This is a genomic window from Vibrio sp. R11-SG3-ISO3-SZ, assembly GCF_059834345.1.
Genome location: NZ_JCBDGX010000181.1, coordinates 1 through 17165, shown reverse-complemented (window position 1 = coordinate 17165; position 17165 = coordinate 1). Strand labels below are relative to the sequence as shown.

Here is a 17165-nt window from a genome sequence, read left to right as displayed (position 1 = left end):
AGTTTCTAGTTCCTAGTGCCTAGAGGACGGAATTTCTAGGAACTAGGCACTAGGAACTCCCCCTCTTTACTGTACAAAAACACAGATAAATGCTTAACTATCCCCATCATTAATCATTGCGTGAGCGAAGCTATGTCCCAACTTTTGTCGGCTATTCCACTGACCTCTCTGGCGGGTGTCGGGGCGAAAGTGGCAGAGAAATTGGCCAAAGTCGGGCTGCTGTCGGTGCAGGATTTACTGTTTCACTTGCCGCTGCGCTATGAAGACCGCACTCGGGTCTACCCCATTGTTAAACTGCACGCAGGGCTATGGGCGGCGGTGCAGGGCAAAGTGATGAGTGTCGATACCTTGTTTGGCAAACGCAAAATGTTGGCGGTCAAACTCAGTGATGGCAACGGCACCCTCACACTGCGCTTTTTTAACTTCACCGCTGGGATGAAAAATCAATTCGCGGAAGGCAAAACGGTGCATGCTTATGGGGAAATCAAACGCGGCAGCTACGGGTTAGAGATTGTCCATCCGGATTACAAGTTTTACACGCCGCAGCAACCGGTTGAGACGGAGCCGAGTTTAACGCCCGTCTACCCAACCACCGATGGCCTGCGCCAACTCACCCTGCGTAACCTGACAGAACAAGCGCTCGCATTGCTCGATAAATCGGCGGTGCAAGAGCTGCTCCCTGCCGGGCTCTATGATAGCCAAATCACCCTCAATCAAGCGCTGCACACCATTCATCGCCCACCACCGAACATCAATCTGGAACAGTTTGATGAGGGCAAACACCCGGCGCAAGTGCGCCTCATCATGGAAGAGCTACTGGCGCAAAACCTATCAATGCTCGCGGTGCGAAGCCAAGGGCAAAAAGAGGCGGCGATCGCGCTGCCGCCGAGTCAAACGCTGAAACAACAGCTATTGGACGCCCTGCCGTTCTCTCCGACCAATGCTCAGCGCCGCGTCGTAGAAGAGATTGAGAACGACCTCGCCAAGCCACACCCGATGATGCGGTTGGTGCAAGGGGATGTCGGCTCAGGCAAAACCTTGGTCGCGGCACTGGCTGCCGTGCGCGCCTTGGAGCAAGGCAAACAAGTGGCCTTGATGGCGCCCACCGAACTGCTGGCAGAGCAGCATGCATTAAACTTTAGCCAATGGTTTGAGCCAATGGGCATTCAAGTCGGCTGGCTGGCGGGCAAGCTCAAAGGCAAAGCCAAGCAGACCCAACTCGAGCGCATTGCCTCGGGCGAAGCGCAAATGGTGGTCGGCACCCATGCGCTGTTCCAAGAGCAGGTCAATTTTTCTCAATTAGCCCTGGTGATCATCGATGAGCAACACCGCTTTGGTGTCCACCAGCGGCTAGAGCTACGTGAAAAAGGCGAGCAGCAGGGCGCGTATCCGCATCAACTTATCATGACGGCGACGCCCATTCCGCGCACCCTGGCCATGACGGCGTACGCTGACCTTGAAACCTCCGTCATCGATGAGCTTCCCCCCGGTCGTACGCCAATTCAAACCGTCGCCATCCCAGACACCAAACGCGACACCATTGTTGAGCGCGTGCGTCATGCCTGCTTAAACGAGGGCAAGCAAGCGTATTGGGTGTGTACCTTGATTGATGACTCGGAAGTGCTCGAGGCACAAGCCGCCGCCGATACCGCAGAGGAGTTGCAGCGCACGCTGGCGGACCTCAAGATTGGTTTAGTCCACGGGCGAATGAAACCGGCCGAGAAGCAGGCGGTGATGCAGGCGTTTAAAGACAATCAACTGCACTTGTTGGTCGCCACGACAGTGATTGAAGTTGGGGTCGATGTTCCCAATGCCAGTTTGATGATCATTGAAAACCCCGAACGCCTCGGCCTGGCGCAGCTTCACCAGTTGCGTGGCCGTGTTGGACGAGGCTCGGTCGCCAGCCACTGTGTGCTCTTGTATCACGCGCCGCTGTCTAAAACGGCGCAAAAGCGATTAGGCGTTTTGAGGGAAAGCAATGATGGGTTTGTGATAGCCCAGCGCGATCTCGAAATTCGCGGCCCAGGCGAGCTGCTCGGCACCAAACAAACCGGCATGGCCGATTTTAAGATTGCCGATCTGATCCGCGATCAACGCCTCGTCCCCGAAGTGCAACGCATCGCGCGCTACCTGCATCTCAACTACCCTGACCACACCCAAGCGATCATAGAGCGGTGGTTGGGCGAGCGTGATATTTACGCAAAGGCGTGATTAGTTCCTAGAAAAAGAAGTCCCTAGTTCCTAGAAGTCCGCCCTCTAGGAACTAGGAACTAGGCACTAGGAACTTCCTCACCCCTTCACCTTCAATATCTTATCCCACGGCAGTGCTTCATCACCTAGGACGATAAAATTGGGGTTCTCGAGCGTCTCGCGCTCGTTGTAGGAAAGGGGTTCGAGGTGGGTGCTGAGAATGCGTCCTCCGGCTTCTTGGACGATGCACTGGGTCGCGGCGGTGTCCCATTCGCCGGTTGGCCCAAGTCGCAAGTAGCAATCGACCGCGCCTTCGGCCACCAAACACGCTTTCAGTGCGGCAGAGCCGAGTGGGACTAGGTCATAATTCCACTGGCTGCTCATGCGGGAGGTGATACGGTTGATGTTCTGCCTGCGGCTGATCGCAATCGCAATCGGGTAGGCTTTGCCATCATGCTGGTGAGTTTTGATGCGCACGCTTTCACTCATATCGGGGATTTTCCATGCCCCTTTGCCTTGGTAAGCGTAATACGTGACCCCAGAGACTGGCCCATACACCACGCCCATCACAGGCTGATTGTTGTCGATAAGGGCAATGATGGTGGCGAAATCACCGCTGCGCGCAATGAATTCCTGCGTCCCATCGAGCGGATCAACCAACCAATATTTGTCCCACTCTGCGCGTTTTGACAAGCTGATGTCTGCCGCTTCTTCTGAGAGTACCGGAATATCCGGCGTCAATTCAGAGAGCTTTTCGACAATCAATTTGTGCGCGGCGATGTCAGCACTGGTGACAGGCGTTTCGTCGCTCTTGGTGTACTCTTGGTACTCTTTCTTCTCATAAATATCGAGGATCAATTGCCCAGCAGAGCGCGCAATATCGATTACCGCGGGGAGATGATGAGACAGGTCTTGGGTTTTAGGCATAATGGCAAATCCTTGGCGCGCGGGAGGCCGTAACCCGCTCGCTCATAACGCAGTGCTAAGAATGGCGCAATGCTAATAGCAACGCCGTAATGCTTCGCGCTTCACAAAAATCAAGATGCGTAAGAAGCTCATCCGCTTGCGCCAACGGCCAGCGAATCACTTCCAATGGTTCCGGTTCGTCCCCTTGCAACTGTTCAGGATAGAGATCCTTGGCAATAAACAGGGTCATGCGGCTCGAGAAGTAGGACGGCGCTAACACCACCTCTTTAAGGGGAATTAAGGTACGTGCGCCCATACCAATTTCTTCTTTCAGCTCTCGGCAGGCCGCTTCACTGGCGGACTCACCCGGGTCAATCAGCCCTTTGGGGAACCCCAATTCGTAGCGTTCCGTACCGGCCGCGTACTCTCGAACCAACAACAGATCCCCTTGCTCTGTGATGGGCACCATCATCACCGCGTTTCGACCACTGGGCTTCATACGCTCATACGTACGGGTTTCGCCATTGCTAAAGCGCAAGTCGAGCGCTTCTATCGCAAACAATTTGGACTTCGCCACGGTGTTTTTTGCCAGAATCTCTGGCGGCGTCTGTTTCGCCACGCGCTTACTCCATCACTGGGGGAAATGAATAATAATCATTAATATAGGGGAATCACTGCGAAGATCCTAGGATCGATTGAGAAAAACCGCGCGAAAATATCGAGCCCAAATAGGCGCACTTTAGCTATAAAAAAGGCACCCCGAAGGATGCCTATCAATAACGTTGTCAGAATTAGTAGTAAGAGTGCTCGCCGCGATCGTGCTCAGTCGCATCACGTACAGCAGACAACTCACCCGCAAACTCTTGCAGCAGCTGCTTCTCGATGCCTTCTTTCAGCGTCACATCGACCATAGAACAGCCGTTACAGCCACCGCCGAACGCCACAATAGCCACGCCTGCTTCAGTGATTTCCACCAGATTGACATGACCACCGTGCCCGGCAAGCTGCGGGTTCACTTGCGTTTGAATCACGTACTCAACACGTTCGACCAGCGGCGCATCGTCCGCCACTTTACGCATTTTCGCGTTTGGCGCTTTGAGCGTCAGCTGAGAGCCCATTTTATCGGTGACAAAATCGATTTCAGCGTCTTCAAGGAAAGGCAGACTCAGCTCATCCACGTAAGCCGAAAAGCCTTCGAAAGCCAGTTCCGTATCGGTCGCTTCGACCGCTTCTGGTGGACAGTAAGAAACGCCACACTCGGCGTTTTGAGTGCCCGGATTAACAACGAACACGCGAATATTGGTGCCCTCGGGTTGCTGACCCAGTAGGTTAGCAAAGTGCTTTTGTGCGGTTTCTGTAATAATAATAGGTTTTGACACGACGAATACCTGAGTAATTTTGTAGGCTATTTGTTCACCATTCTACTCCTCGCCCCCTTGGCAATGCAAGCCGTTGACCTTAACTCTCATCATCCGGTTCGGGAGTGCGGCATAGAGCGTAAATATCCACCCTTTTTACCCCCACTTCAAGCAGTAGTCGAGCCAATTGTGAGACGGTTTCGCCCGTGGTCACCACATCATCCACGATCGCGACATGATCAGCCTCCACCCCATCAAGGCGACACTCAAACACCCCGTGTAAGTTGCGCCGCCGCTCACGTTTGGACAGCCCCTGCTGCGCGGCGCTGTGGCGGACCCGGCGAAACAGAGGCTGATAACTCACCTTCAGTCGCCGCGCTAACGCCAGCGCCAGTTGCTCACTCTGATTAAAGCCGCGATAGAGCCAGCGCCGCCAGTGCAGCGGCACTGAGGTCAGCAGGGGCGCCGTCTCAGCCTCTTGGCCAATCCGCGCCGCGAGCAACTCTGCCAGCTTATCAGCCTGCCAAAATTGGCGCTCATACTTGAGTTTGTGCACGTAGTGAGACAAAGGCGGCGTGTAGTCACCGACACACACCAAGCGTGACCAAGCCGGCGGCGATGTCAAACACTCACCACACTGCGCCTCGGCATGACACAGCACCAACCCGCAACACCCACACCGCGGCTTTGGCGCCAGCCAAACCTGACACACCGAACACAGCCAACGAGTTGGCGGTGATGATACCCCCAGCGACGACGAGTGGGCCGATATGGGTAGCTGACACAGTTCGCAGTAGTGGGGGGCAAGCCAGTACTTTGCCCTGATTAATCCTTTACCCAAAGCCTGATCCTCAATATTCTTGGGGGTAAGTTCCTAGAGAAAAGAAGTGCCTAGTTCCTAGAAATCAGTTCCTAGAAAAGGAAGTTCCTAGTTCCTAGAGGGTGGACTTCTAGGAACTAGGAACTAGGCACTCCCCTCTCCCCCTATTATCCCCCTCCACCCCCAAACATAAGGATGAAAAAAGTGCGAGACATTGAGACGACAAACAAAGGGTTATTTTGGCAATCTTTTGGCGATCCGAGGGGTCAGAGTCTTGTCTTGGTCCACGGTTGGGGGATGAATGGCGCGGTGTGGCAGCAAACCGCCACGGCGCTGTCGACGCACTACCATGTTCATGTGGTCGATTTACCCGGGTTTGGTCACAGCAGTCAGCATGACTTTACCGATATGGCGCATTTGGCGCAGCAGGTGCTGGTTGACGCCCCCGCACATGCGGTGTGGCTAGGTTGGTCACTAGGCGGTTTATTGGCGACCCATATTGCGCTGCACCACCCAGATCGGGTGAGCAAACTTATCACCGTCGCCAGCTCGCCCAAATTTGAAGCGGGCGAGCGTACTTTAGCGCGCAGTGAGGCGTCTCAAACGCCATCCCGCTCGCTGTGGCGAGGGATTGCCCCTAAGGTGTTAACCCAATTTAGCCAGCAGTTGGCGGACGATTTCGCCCTCACCATCGAGCGTTTTATGGCGCTGCAAGCAATGGGCAGCCCTTCGGCCAGACAAGACATCAAGACGTTAAAACACGCCGTGCTCTCACGCCCTGCGCCCAATCCAAACGCCCTGATGACCGGGCTCACCTTGCTCGCCGACTGTGACTACCGCCACCAGCTCGCGGCGATCTCACAACCCACATTGCGCCTGTACGGCCGACTCGATGGTCTCGTACCCGCCAAAGTGGCCAAAGACGTCAGCGCCCTGATGCCACACAGCACCAGCCATCTCTTCACCGCCTCCTCACACGCGCCCTTTATTACCGAGTTCGACCACTTCTGCCAAATCATTAAAGAGTGGGTATAAGTGCCTAGAAAAAAGAAGTGCCTAGTTCCTAGAAAAAAGTGCCTAGAAAAACAAGTGACTAGTTCCTAGAAGTCAGTGACTGGAAAAACAAATACCGAATTCCTGACGTCCACCCTCTAGGAACTAGGCACTAGGAACTAGGAACTCTCCCCTCAACTTTTCCGTTCACTGGTCGATAAATAATCGATACCAAAAAATCACCGCGTTTGGTGAGGATTTGGTTGGGTGTGAGGAAGATAGCTATGCTCGTTTCACCAACGAATGTCAGTGTTCCACTCATCGCCCCATCGGTTAATGTGCAAACGGAGCAAGCGGCGCGGGAGAACAAAGTTCGCGAGCCGATTGGTCCAACAATGGCATTAGCCAAGAGCAACGCTGAGCGGAAAGTGAAAGCCGACGATAAGCGTCGCCGTGACGCCTCTTGGGATCCCTCAGAGCATCCGAGCTATGAGATGGATGAGAGTGGAGAGTCACACGCCGCGATTCGTGAAGAGCCTAAAGATAGACTCGATAGGCTGTTCGAGCTGCTGTCACTGGCCAGCTACAGCGAGCACCAAGGTAAAGGCTACGCCATGCGTTTTCGCTTGCCGAAACGCATAATCGATGCGGCGATAACTGAAGGCCAAATGGAAAAGCGTCGGACCGTGATTAAGTTTCACTACGGTCATGCCGTGGCCCCCAATACGCCGTCAGATGTCATTGCGGTATTGTAGTACGGAGCGACACTGTGCTTGGAAGGTCCAAACACACCGCTCGGAAATGCCGAAAAAAAATTCCCCGCCGTGGCGGGGATTTTCTTGGTGATGCTGGGTTTAGGGTTATGGGTAGTGGGTTTGGGGTTAGCGCTTTGCTTTGGCGAACGCGGCGGCAAACGCTCCGCCCATCGCACTCGCACCTTGGCTCTCTTTGCTGGCATGCTCGCGCGAACGGCCATTCGATGGGCTCTGACGACGCGGCGCGTTGGCGCGGCGCTCTTGCCCTGGCTCATCATTAAGACGCATCGACAAACCGATACGCTTACGCGCAGCGTCCACTTCCATCACTTTCACTTTGACAATATCGCCGGCTTTCACCACATCACGAGGGTCCGCGACATAGCGATCCGTCAACGCTGAGATATGCACTAAGCCATCTTGGTGTACGCCAATGTCGACGAAGGCGCCAAAGTTGGCCACGTTCGACACCACCCCTTCCAGCACCATACCCGGTTCCAGATCGGTGATTTTGTTGACACCTTCAGCAAAGGTCGCGGTTTTAAACTCAGGGCGAGGATCTCGGCCCGGTTTGTCGAGCTCTTTGATGATGTCGGTCACCGTTGGCAAACCAAAATGCTCATCGGTGTAATCCACCGCACGCAGATCGCGCAGGAACGCACTGTCGCCAATCAGCGATTGAAGCGCCACGCCATTTTTCTCTGCGATGTTTTTCACCACAGGGTACGCCTCTGGGTGCACCGCTGACGCATCGAGTGGGTTTTTGCCATTCATAATGCGCAAGAAACCGGCACACTGTTCAAATGCTTTGGGCCCCAAACGTGCGACTTTTTTCAAGGCGCTGCGCGTATCAAATCGGCCATGTTCATTGCGGTATTCGACAATGTTTTGCGCCAGCGTGCTACTTAGGCCCGCCACGCGCGTCAAAAGCGCCGGTGAGGCGGTATTGACATCCACACCGACCGCGTTCACACAGTCTTCCACCACCGCGTCCAAACGCTTGGCCAACATTGCTTGGCTCACGTCATGTTGGTATTGACCCACACCAATCGATTTAGGATCGATTTTTACTAGCTCAGCCAGCGGATCTTGCAAGCGACGCGCAATCGACACAGCACCGCGCAGCGATACATCCAGATCGGGGAACTCTTTCGCCGCGAGCTCAGACGCCGAGTAGACCGAGGCGCCCGCTTCACTGACCATGATTTTCTGCACTTTCAATCCGTAGCGCTTGATCAGATCCGCGACAAAGCTGTCCGTCTCACGCGAGGCGGTGCCGTTACCGATCGCAATCAAATCGACCTGATGCTGCTTGACCAGCGCGGCCACCACTTGGCCTGCTTTGTCGTATTGGTTTTGTGGCGGATGCGGGTAGATGGTCTCAGTGGCCAGCACTTTACCTGTGGCGTCCACCACGGCAATTTTGGAGCCGGTGCGCAGACCCGGGTCAAGGCCAAGCGTCGCGCGCGGGCCTGCCGGTGCGGCCATCAACAAATCTTTTAGGTTAGTGGCGAACACTTCAATAGCGTCGATTTCTGCGCGCTCTTTCAATGCGCCCATCAGTTCGGTTTCCATGTGCATGGCAATTTTGATGCGCCATGCCCAGCTCACCACTTGTTTGCGCCATCCATCGGCAGGGGCGTCACTCAGTGACAAGCCGTAGTGATCGGCGATGAGGGTTTCGCAATAGGATTGGCGCACGCCCTCTTCCTGGGCAGGGTCTGCGTCCATGGTCAGCGTGAGGAAGCCTTCATTGCGGCCTCGCAACATCGCCAAGGCGCGGTGAGACGGCACTTTGGCGAGCGGCTCGCGGTGATCAAAGTAATCTTTAAACTTCTCACCGTCACGCTCTTTCCCTTCAACAACGCGTGAGACCAACTCAGCGTGGCGGGTTAAGTAGGCGCGCACCTTCTCCAGTAAGCTGGCGTCTTCTGCCAAACGCTCCATCACGATAGCGCGCGCGCCATCGAGCGCCGCTTTGCTGTCGGCGACCCCTTTACTTTCATCGACGTAACGCAGCGCTTCACGCTCCGGATCATGTTCAGGGTGATGCCACAAGGCGTCGGCGAGCGGCTCGAGTCCGGCTTCAATGGCGATTTGCCCTTTGGTGCGACGCTTAGGTTTGTAAGGCAGGTATAAATCTTCGAGACGGGTTTTGCTGTCCGCTTGTTCGATCTGCGCTTTCAGCTCCGGGGTGAGCTTACCTTGATCGTGAATCGATTTCAGAATGGTCTGACGTCGGTCATCCAGCTCACGCAGGTAAGATAAGCGGCTATCTAGGGTACGCAGTTGGGTATCATCGAGTCCGCCGGTCACCTCTTTACGGTAACGGGCGATAAACGGCACCGTGTTGCCATCATCAATCAGCTTGACGGCAGACACGACTTGCTCAGGGCGAACATTCAACTCCTGAGCGATCAATTGGCAGAGTGCTTGGCTCATCCTTTGGCTCTCATTTTTCTCTTTAATGGGCGATATATTGGGGTGTGCACGATGAAATGCAACGATTTTCCATTCGAGACGCATCGCACCTCAAACAGTATCAAGGTCAAGATAGTCGCCAAACTGGTTGGCAATTGTGTGAAAATTGTGTCAGAACTAGAAAACGTCACGAACTTAATCACTCAGCACCCCTCTCACTCATTTCAACGAGTGACATTCACTAATCATGATGGAAATGCGATGAAAAAACTCTGGCTCAGTCTCTCCTTAACGCTTCTTTCCCTGTTGGCCCCGACGTATGCGCTGGCAGACGCCGCGTACGTCACGCTCGATACGCGCATCGACGCGACCACTGATGCGCCCATCACCCGCCTCGATGAAAAATTGGTGCTCGGTCGACTCGAAAACGTCACCTTGAGCGTCAAAGATGAGCAAGGGCAAGCCGCTCTTGAAGGGGTGCCCTTTGCCGGCAAAATTGATACAGGCGCGGACACCACCTCGATGCACGCCATCGATATTCACGTCTCCAGCCAACATCCGGACTACGCCCAGTGGCAAGATGAGGCGTTAATGCGCGCGCTGGTCAAAGACGTCGAGCAAGTGCGCGATATTGATTACAACGATTGGAACCGAGCGGTGTTTGAGCCGTATCAAGTCAGCGTGCGCTTTTCCATTATTCACCCCTATAGCGGAGAGCGCGTCACCTTGGCTCTACCCCTCGAGCGTGTCGGCGTGATTCGCAGCCGATCCAGCGCAGAGCCCATTTTGCGCCCGACGGTCAATGTGCCGCTGACCATCGCCGGCACGACGGTGGAGACCGACGTCAACTTAACCGATCGCAGTCAGTTTTCAGCGCCAATCTTGATTGGCAAAACTTTCCTCAAAGATCACGCTTGGGTGTTTGCCGGCGCCGACCATCTGCAAACGTGGAACAGCGCGCAGCTGATTGGCCGCAAAGAAACCGTAGAGATTGACGGCGTGGCGCAGCGCGTCAGCTACTCGTTAAACGCCGCCTACAGCGCGCTCGATGCCAGTGACATTGACGTCAGTGACGATGGCATGCACGTGCGTTTTACGATTGAAGGCCCGCAAGGCGAGCGCTCAACGCTCACTCGCCCGGTGATTCGCACGCTTAAGGTGAGCGGCAATTCGCGCCCTATGGTTTACGTGCCTGTCAGTCTCGGCGAGCAACAGAGTCAGCAGTGGCTGGTGTATCTCACCGATCGCCACCACAAGAGCAGTGACATTCGCCTCGGTAAACAGACGCTCAGCGAGCACTTTGTGATTGACCCAAGCGCGACGGATCTGTTGGCCGGCAAAGCGCAAACGCTCTCGAGTCGTCAAGCGCAAGCGGCGCTTCAAATCACGGGGCAAGAAACGCTGCTGCTCGATGGTATCGCCCTACCCGCCGAGGCCTCTTGGACGGTGGGCACACCGCTATTGAAAGTCGCCAGCTTTGAGACCTATCAACAAAAAGGCAAAGAGTGGATCACTTATTATCTCAATGACAACAAGGGCGAGGCCAAGCAGTTCTCCAAACCGATCCACAAAAAACTCAAAGTTGGGGAGACCACACGCCCAGTAGTGTTTGGCTCGTTTATGTTAAAAGGGCAAGAGGTGGAGCTGCCATACGCAATTGAGGTGCTTGGCGATAAAGAACCGCACGAGTACTTTATCATCGGCCGCAACATGACCGAGGGTGGCGTGCTGATCAACACTCGCAGCGAAGAATTACTCAACCGCTACCCGCTGTTTAAGGCCGGCCACATTGAGGTCGCGCAAGTGGAAGGGCTCACCTTCCCGGTGAAACTCGATACCGGCGCTGATGTCTCCTCACTGAACGCGCAAAACATCGAGCGCTTTGAACGTGATGGTCAAGCCATGGTGCGTTTTGACTATGAAAACGATCAGGGCGATAAAAAGACCTTCACCCTGCCGGTGGTGCATGAGATGAGCGTGCGCGCCAAAAAAGGCGAGCAAGCCAATGTGCGCCCAGTGGTGGAAATGCGCGTCAAGCTCGGCGAGCTAGAGAAGAAGATTCGCGTCAATTTGCAAGACCGCGACCGCTTCCACTACAGCATGATTTTGGGCAAGAACTTCCTCAAATATGGCGTGGTGGTCAGCAGTGATGATGACTATCTAGTGACGAAAAAGCCAAGCGGCGAGTAATATAATAGGCCGGTAAAGCGGTTCAATAACTTGGATTACAGCAGTGAAAACAAAACTCATCACCCGCGAAGGTTACAACAAGCTCAAAGCCGAGCATGACCATCTATGGAATGAAAAACGCCCGGAAATTACCAAAATAGTCACCTGGGCGGCCAGCCTTGGCGATCGCTCTGAGAACGCGGATTACACCTTCAACAAGCGCTTGCTTCGTCAAATCGATCGCCGAGTGCGCTTTCTGCGCAAGTTTCTCCCTGAGGTGACCATCGTTGACTACTCGCCGCAACAAGAAGGTAAAGTATTCTTCGGCGCGTGGGTCGAGATTGAGAATGAAGCGGGTGAGGTCAAAACATTCAGAATTGTTGGGCCGGAAGAAATTTATGGCGACGCCAAAGATTACATCTCCATTGATTCACCGATGGCGCGCGCGCTCCTCAAAAAAGAGGTCGATGACGAGTTCACCGTTCGCACCCCTGAGGGCGATAAAGAGTGGTTTATCAACGCCATCAGCTACCAGAACCCTGAGTGTTGATGCGCGTCTCTCACCGACCCCACGATTAAGATCCGGTTTAATATCAAAAAAGTCATACTCGCTAACAATTCTTTGCACCACTTTGCGCGGCGCTCTGTTACATTTTACTGTGCGCCCACTCAAATCGACTCGGTCGCATTGGAATGACATAGGTGGATTCACACATGCAAGAAAATCACAAAATCCTCGTCGTGGATGACGATGCCCGTTTGCGTGCATTGTTAGAACGTTACTTGTCTGAACAGGGATTTCAGGTACGCAGTGTCGCCAACAGCGAACAGATGGATCGTTTATTAACCCGCGAGAACTTTCATTTGATGGTGCTCGACCTTATGCTCCCTGGTGAAGATGGCTTGTCGATTTGTCGCCGTCTGCGCAATGCCGGCAGCTCACTACCGATTCTGATGCTCACCGCCAAAGGCGATGAAATCGATCGCATCGTGGGCCTCGAAGTGGGCGCCGATGACTATTTGCCTAAGCCGTTTAACCCACGTGAGTTGTTGGCGCGCATTAAAGCGGTGCTGCGCCGCCAAACAGTCGAGCTGCCAGGCGCGCCAAGTTCTGCTGAGTCGATTGTTGAGTTTGGTGAGTTTCGCTTAAACCTCGGCACGCGTGAAATGTACCGCGGCGAGGAAGCGATGCCGTTAACCTCGGGCGAGTTTGCGGTACTCAAAGCGCTCGTGACCAACGCGCGCGAGCCGATGTCGCGTGATAAACTGATGAACATGGCTCGCGGCCGAGAGTACTCCGCGATGGAGCGCTCCATCGACGTACAGATTTCACGTCTGCGCCGCATGTTGGAAGTCGACCCCAGCAAGCCAAGATACATTCAAACCGTTTGGGGCTTAGGTTATGTCTTTGTCCCGGATGGCAAAGACGCCTAAGCGGCTAGAGAGCGGGGCGCGCCTACCCAAGGCGTTCCCCATCCCCTAGCCACCCTTCGGACCCGCTAGGAAAACCCCATGCGCATTCGCAGCTCATTCACTCAATCGATTCTCATCTTTCTGACCTTGCTGATTGCTAGCCAAGTCTACTCCTATTACGCCGTATTCAACTATGCGTTGATGCCCAGTTTGCAGCAGTTCAATAAGATCCTCGGCCATGAGATCAATTTGATGCTCGACGATACACAAAACTTGGACAGTGAGCTCGATATGGACGCGCCGCTGCGTCGCCGAGTGCTTGAGCAGCTTGGTGTCACCATTCACGCCGAAAACAGCCCGATTGCTGCGGAGTACGAGCATGCGGTGACCATCGATTTGATGAGCGAAGAGATGAGCCAAGAGCTGGGCTCAGCAACCGACGTGCGGATGATGCTTGGCACTGACAGCTACGTGCTGTGGATGAAGATCGAGTCCCTGCCGGGCTCGCTGCTGCGCATCCCGCTCTCTGAGCTGCAAGAAGAGGATTTCACGCCCCTATTTCGCAACAGCGTCATCATGGCGCTGCTGATTGTTGCTGGGTGTTGGCTGTTTATTCGCTTACAAAACCGTCCACTGATCGCACTAGAAAAAGCAGCCAAGGTGGTGGGTCGCGGTGAAATCCCGCCGCCACTGGTGGAACAAGGCGCCTCAGAGATCCGCTCGGTCACCCGGGCGTTTAATCAGATGTCGAAGGGGATTCAGGCGCTCGAAGAAGATCGCGCGCTGCTGATGGCGGGGATCAGCCACGATTTACGCACGCCGCTGACGCGCATTCGCCTTGCCACTGAAATGATGTCGCCCGAAGACAGCTACTTGGCTGAAGGTATCATCAGCGATACCGAAGAGTGCAACGAAATCATCAGCCAGTTTATGGATTACCTTAAACCGGTGAATAAAGAGTCGTTTGTTGAGGTGGCACTCAATGAGATTGCCAGTGACGTCGCCAGCGCAGAGGGCGGCTATGAGATGGAAATTGACACCCACTGGCACCCTGCGCTCAAGCCGATCAGCGGTAGTCCGATTGCCATTAAACGTGCGATCAGCAATCTCGTGGTCAACGCCGTCCGCTACGGCAACGGCTGGGTGAAAATCTCAACCGGCATGACCGCCGACAGCAAACTGGCCTGGGTATCGATTGAAGACAATGGCCCCGGCATCAAGCAAAGCGACATCGGCAAATTGTTTGAACCCTTCACCCGCGGCGACACCGCCCGAGGCAGCGAAGGCACCGGACTGGGCCTTGCCATCGTCAAACGTATCATGAGCCAACACAGCGGCTCGGTGATCGTCAATAACCGCAGCGGCGGCGGATTGAAAGTGCAGTTGAGTTTTCCGGTGGAAATCGGAGTGCCTAGAGAAAACAAGTTCCTAGTCCCTAGAGATCACCCTCTAGGAACTAGGCACTAGGAACTTCACCACCTCCCCCCATATTCAAACGCGTACTTTCCGTCCGTTGGCGCGGGGAGCCATTTTAGCTGCTCTTGGAGCGCTGGGGGGAAGTTGGATTGCGGTGTGAACCAGGCGCGGGTTTGGTAGCGGCGATCGGGGGTGAGTTCGAGCGTGAAGGCGCTCTCGACCTGATCGCTTTGCTGATTGCCTGCGATGCTCAGCGCGCTGTCTTGACAAGTAAACGGCGCGACAACTGAGCCTGTGGTTAATTCGGCGATGGGCGTGCCGACGCCTTGAGTATTGAGCACCACGCTGCCTTTCGCCGAGCGGCACCACGGCGCTTGATAATCCCAGTGCTGGATATTGAACTCCACCTGCCCTTGCACATCGAGTGGTACGGGCGGGCGAGGAAGCCAAGGTAGGATTTTCTCAACGGAGAGACTGGCCACCACGTTTTGTGCGAATGCGCCTTGGCGATTGAGACCCAGAGTGCCACGCCCCACGACAAGGCCGCCGCCTTGGCCCACGCGCACTTGCGCTTGTAAGCGGCCACTGAAAAGCGCGCCGATATCAAGCGACCAATTCACTGCGCCCAAATCGTAACGCTGCCAACGCACTTGCGCCGCGCGCCCTTGCCAAAGGGTGCCTTGAATGCCATCGACACGCAGTTGCGCTGGGATGGCGGCATACTGGCCTAAGGTGTGATAAACAAACGATGCCGGCATGTGCACCAACGCGCTCAAGCCAAATACACCCAGTAAACCAGCGCCGAGCAGAAGCCGTTTTTTCATCCCTCTACCCCTTCACCAACTGTAAGCGACGCACATCCACTACGCCCTCTTGCTTGCCTCTATCGAGATCGAGCGCTGTGACGTGCACGCCGTGGGTCTCTTGCAAAAAGGCAATCCAACTGACGAACTGGTTGAACGGCATCGGGCTTATCCACACTTGTAGCTCCTCACCGCGTGGCTGAACGCGCACCAACTCGACGTTGAAACGCTTCGCCGTTGAGGAGACCGCCTGATTCAGCGCTAAGGTGGATACCGAGCGCCCACCGGCGGCGCGCAAACTCGCTATCGTCTCGGCTTGATCTTCGACCCAGCCCAGCAACTGCTTTTCACTTTGCAGCCTAAGTTCTGCCTGCTCTGCGCGCGTGGTCAAAGGTTCGACAATGCCCCAGTACAGGCCGCCCGCCATCACAAGGCCCGCGCACACCATCACAAGGCGCTGCTCACGCGGGGTAATGGCGGACCACCATGCACTCAGCTTGGTACCAAGCGGCGCCAATAGCGGCGCAAGGCTCGATTGAAAACGTGCTTTCATGACTCTCCTTACGACTGGCCGTCACGTAGCGTTAAAACAAACGAGCCATTGACACGCTCGCCACTGCGACTGAGCTGCCCTTGCTCAACCTTAAAACGCGACTCAAGCTGCGCTTTGGCACGCTCAAAACTCTGGAAATCATCGCTTTGCGCTTCAAGGCGCACTTCTTTGCGATTGCGATCAAACTTGATACTGGTCAAGCTCAGCCCCGGCACTTTGCTAACCGCATCAGGCAGTTGCACCATCCACTCTAGCCAGACCGTGTCACTGCTGCCACCGGACAGTTGCGCCGCTTCTCGCTCCATCTCCCGTTTTAAATAGCTGACGGTCGGGATGCGCGTGCGCCCCGGTAGTGCCTCGCGAAACAGACGCTCACTCTCATTGCGATACGCGTCAGCTTGCGCCTCAAAGCGCGCGGTTTTCAGCACACTGTCGACGCAAATCAGCGCCAGTAGCAGCATCGCGGCCATGGCACTGCCTTGCCAGACGCGCCAATATTTGCCGAGTGACGATTTAGACTTGAATGCACCGGTTAATAGATTAACTGGGCTGAGTAAGGCGTGCTCGGCGAGCACCTGCATCACGATCTTGCCCTCCTCGTTTTCCCAAACGCATTCTTGCCAAGCGGGATGCGCCTTAATCACAGACTCAGGCAGTGGGGTAAGCGCAGTCAGCGCCAAAGGCTCGCCAGCGCTATCTTTGACCCAATCAGAGGCGGTAATCCAGGGTAAAAAGCTTGCCTCTACCGAGACGCCTTGCCACTGATCTTTGCCAATCAGCCACTGCTCACCGATTTGCGCGGCGCACAGCGGCGTCTCCTTCGGCAGTGCCAATACATCCGGCAGCACTTTGCGCACCGAGCAGCCAAGCTCACGCAGATCATCGAGCACGCTCGCCAGCCAAACACGCGGCGCGGCGCACACGTGCGCTTGATTGCCTTGTTTAGCCAACACAACAAAATGCAGCTCATCGACATCTTGCGCCAACTCATCTTCGAGCAAATAAGGCAGCATAGACTCAAATTGACGCCCAGCGCCGGCCGGGATTTCGACCTGTTTGAGCACCACATCGGCCGCAGAGAGAAGCACTGTCGTCGCGCGCCCCTTGGCGTATTGCGCTAACGCCTCACGCTGGGAATAGTTGGCGAGCTCGCCACTGGCGATCACGGCGCGCTCGCTCGCAGACCAGACCAGCCATTGAACAGCGGCATTAGGGTTGTGACTCAGTCGAACGATCAGACTCTCGTTCACCGATACCTCCAAAGCGACGGCGTATTACCGTTGCAGTTTCACGATTTTCACTATACAGCAGGCTTCGCACTCGCACGCGCGAGTCGTTGACCAGCAGTTCAGCATCCATTTCAAAATA

The 17165-nt window shown here is 55.1% G+C and carries 16 protein-coding genes and 1 pseudogene; 7 read left to right on the top strand and 10 right to left on the bottom strand.

What is annotated here, in order from left to right; translation table 11 throughout:
- Window positions 1-132 precede the first annotated feature (132 nt).
- Window positions 133-2211, top strand: a complete 2079-nt coding sequence (recG, locus tag AC6R1O_RS18780) for an ATP-dependent DNA helicase RecG (protein WP_500657621.1) — start codon at window positions 133-135, stop codon at window positions 2209-2211.
- A gap of 78 nt (window positions 2212-2289) precedes the next feature.
- Here the strand turns inward: recG and cysQ are convergent, their stop codons facing one another.
- The 5 genes from cysQ to AC6R1O_RS18755 all read right to left on the bottom strand — a co-directional run bounded on the left by cysQ (window position 2290) and on the right by AC6R1O_RS18755 (window position 5239).
- On the bottom strand, window positions 2290-3117 hold the full coding sequence (cysQ, locus tag AC6R1O_RS18775) for a 3'(2'),5'-bisphosphate nucleotidase CysQ (protein WP_334554897.1): 828 nt from the start codon (window positions 3115-3117) through the stop codon (window positions 2290-2292).
- Between the two features lie 55 nt (window positions 3118-3172).
- Window positions 3173-3715 carry an ADP compounds hydrolase NudE gene (gene nudE / locus AC6R1O_RS18770; RefSeq protein WP_334554899.1) on the bottom strand — a complete coding sequence of 181 codons (543 nt, stop codon included), beginning with the start codon at window positions 3713-3715 and terminating at the stop codon, window positions 3173-3175.
- A 172-nt stretch (window positions 3716-3887) separates the two neighbouring features.
- Window positions 3888-4475: a Fe-S biogenesis protein NfuA gene (gene nfuA / locus AC6R1O_RS18765; RefSeq protein WP_500657620.1), complete on the bottom strand. Its 588-nt coding sequence runs from the start codon at window positions 4473-4475 to the stop codon at window positions 3888-3890.
- 79 nt (window positions 4476-4554) lie between these two features.
- The gene (locus AC6R1O_RS18760; RefSeq protein ID WP_500657619.1) at window positions 4555-5079 is read right to left on the bottom strand and encodes a ComF family protein; all 525 of its coding nucleotides are present in this window, start codon (window positions 5077-5079) and stop codon (window positions 4555-4557) included.
- A 4-nt stretch (window positions 5080-5083) separates the two neighbouring features.
- Window positions 5084-5239, bottom strand: coding sequence for a hypothetical protein (locus AC6R1O_RS18755; RefSeq protein ID WP_500657618.1), 156 nt, complete (start codon window positions 5237-5239; stop codon window positions 5084-5086).
- A 230-nt stretch (window positions 5240-5469) separates the two neighbouring features.
- On the opposite strand from AC6R1O_RS18755, the gene bioH reads away from it, so the two are divergent.
- Both bioH and AC6R1O_RS18745 read left to right on the top strand, forming a co-directional pair.
- On the top strand, window positions 5470-6309 hold the full coding sequence (bioH, locus tag AC6R1O_RS18750) for a pimeloyl-ACP methyl ester esterase BioH (RefSeq protein WP_500657617.1): 840 nt from the start codon (window positions 5470-5472) through the stop codon (window positions 6307-6309).
- A gap of 242 nt (window positions 6310-6551) precedes the next feature.
- Complete coding sequence (locus tag AC6R1O_RS18745) at window positions 6552-7022, top strand: ATP-dependent Lon protease (RefSeq protein ID WP_334554907.1); 471 nt, start codon at window positions 6552-6554, stop codon at window positions 7020-7022.
- A 126-nt stretch (window positions 7023-7148) separates the two neighbouring features.
- Here the strand turns inward: AC6R1O_RS18745 and AC6R1O_RS18740 are convergent, their stop codons facing one another.
- Window positions 7149-9464: a Tex family protein gene (locus tag AC6R1O_RS18740; RefSeq protein ID WP_500632563.1), complete on the bottom strand. Its 2316-nt coding sequence runs from the start codon at window positions 9462-9464 to the stop codon at window positions 7149-7151.
- Between the two features lie 240 nt (window positions 9465-9704).
- Between AC6R1O_RS18740 and AC6R1O_RS18735 the strand changes: the two genes are divergently transcribed.
- The 4 genes from AC6R1O_RS18735 (at window position 9705) to envZ (ending at window position 14492) form a co-directional block, all read left to right on the top strand.
- Window positions 9705-11633, top strand: coding sequence for a putative ATP-dependent zinc protease (locus AC6R1O_RS18735; RefSeq protein WP_500657616.1), 1929 nt, complete (start codon window positions 9705-9707; stop codon window positions 11631-11633).
- A gap of 43 nt (window positions 11634-11676) precedes the next feature.
- On the top strand, window positions 11677-12162 hold the full coding sequence (greB, locus tag AC6R1O_RS18730) for a transcription elongation factor GreB (RefSeq protein ID WP_500657615.1): 486 nt from the start codon (window positions 11677-11679) through the stop codon (window positions 12160-12162).
- Window positions 12163-12326: 164 nt separating this feature from the next.
- Complete coding sequence (gene ompR, locus AC6R1O_RS18725; RefSeq protein ID WP_500626432.1) at window positions 12327-13046, top strand: osmolarity response regulator transcription factor OmpR; 720 nt, start codon at window positions 12327-12329, stop codon at window positions 13044-13046.
- A 78-nt stretch (window positions 13047-13124) separates the two neighbouring features.
- Entirely contained in the window at window positions 13125-14492 is a 1368-nt protein-coding gene (gene envZ / locus AC6R1O_RS18720) for a two-component system sensor histidine kinase EnvZ (protein WP_500657614.1), read from the top strand.
- Window positions 14493-14497: 5 nt separating this feature from the next.
- Here the strand turns inward: envZ and AC6R1O_RS18715 are convergent, their stop codons facing one another.
- The 4 genes and pseudogenes from AC6R1O_RS18715 to AC6R1O_RS18700 form a co-directional block, all read right to left on the bottom strand.
- Window positions 14498-15265, bottom strand: a complete 768-nt coding sequence (locus AC6R1O_RS18715) for a type II secretion system protein N (RefSeq protein WP_500657613.1) — start codon at window positions 15263-15265, stop codon at window positions 14498-14500.
- A gap of 4 nt (window positions 15266-15269) precedes the next feature.
- Window positions 15270-15797 (bottom strand): type II secretion system protein M, encoded by a 528-nt coding sequence (locus AC6R1O_RS18710; RefSeq protein WP_500657612.1) that lies wholly within the window; start codon window positions 15795-15797, stop codon window positions 15270-15272.
- An 8-nt stretch (window positions 15798-15805) separates the two neighbouring features.
- Complete coding sequence (gene gspL / locus AC6R1O_RS18705; RefSeq protein ID WP_500657611.1) at window positions 15806-17047, bottom strand: type II secretion system protein GspL; 1242 nt, start codon at window positions 17045-17047, stop codon at window positions 15806-15808.
- A pseudogene (locus AC6R1O_RS18700) lies at window positions 17007-17165 on the bottom strand (type II secretion system minor pseudopilin GspK); the annotation flags it as partial. The gene gspL and the pseudogene AC6R1O_RS18700, both read right to left, overlap by 41 nt.

Excerpts from the sequence above, each read along its gene's own strand:
- cysQ (WP_334554897.1), bottom strand. The coding sequence starts at position 3,117 with ATGCCTAAAACCCAAGACCTGTCTCATCATCTCCCCGCGGTAATCGAT.
- envZ (WP_500657614.1), top strand. The coding sequence starts at position 13,125 with ATGCGCATTCGCAGCTCATTCACTCAATCGATTCTCATCTTTCTGACC.
- bioH (WP_500657617.1), top strand. The coding sequence starts at position 5,470 with ATGAAAAAAGTGCGAGACATTGAGACGACAAACAAAGGGTTATTTTGG.
- ompR (WP_500626432.1), top strand. The coding sequence starts at position 12,327 with ATGCAAGAAAATCACAAAATCCTCGTCGTGGATGACGATGCCCGTTTG.
- recG (WP_500657621.1), top strand. The coding sequence starts at position 133 with ATGTCCCAACTTTTGTCGGCTATTCCACTGACCTCTCTGGCGGGTGTC.
- AC6R1O_RS18710 (WP_500657612.1), bottom strand. The coding sequence starts at position 15,797 with ATGAAAGCACGTTTTCAATCGAGCCTTGCGCCGCTATTGGCGCCGCTT.
- AC6R1O_RS18745 (WP_334554907.1), top strand. The coding sequence starts at position 6,552 with ATGCTCGTTTCACCAACGAATGTCAGTGTTCCACTCATCGCCCCATCG.
- AC6R1O_RS18740 (WP_500632563.1), bottom strand. The coding sequence starts at position 9,464 with ATGAGCCAAGCACTCTGCCAATTGATCGCTCAGGAGTTGAATGTTCGC.
- AC6R1O_RS18735 (WP_500657616.1), top strand. The coding sequence starts at position 9,705 with ATGAAAAAACTCTGGCTCAGTCTCTCCTTAACGCTTCTTTCCCTGTTG.
- AC6R1O_RS18715 (WP_500657613.1), bottom strand. The coding sequence starts at position 15,265 with ATGAAAAAACGGCTTCTGCTCGGCGCTGGTTTACTGGGTGTATTTGGC.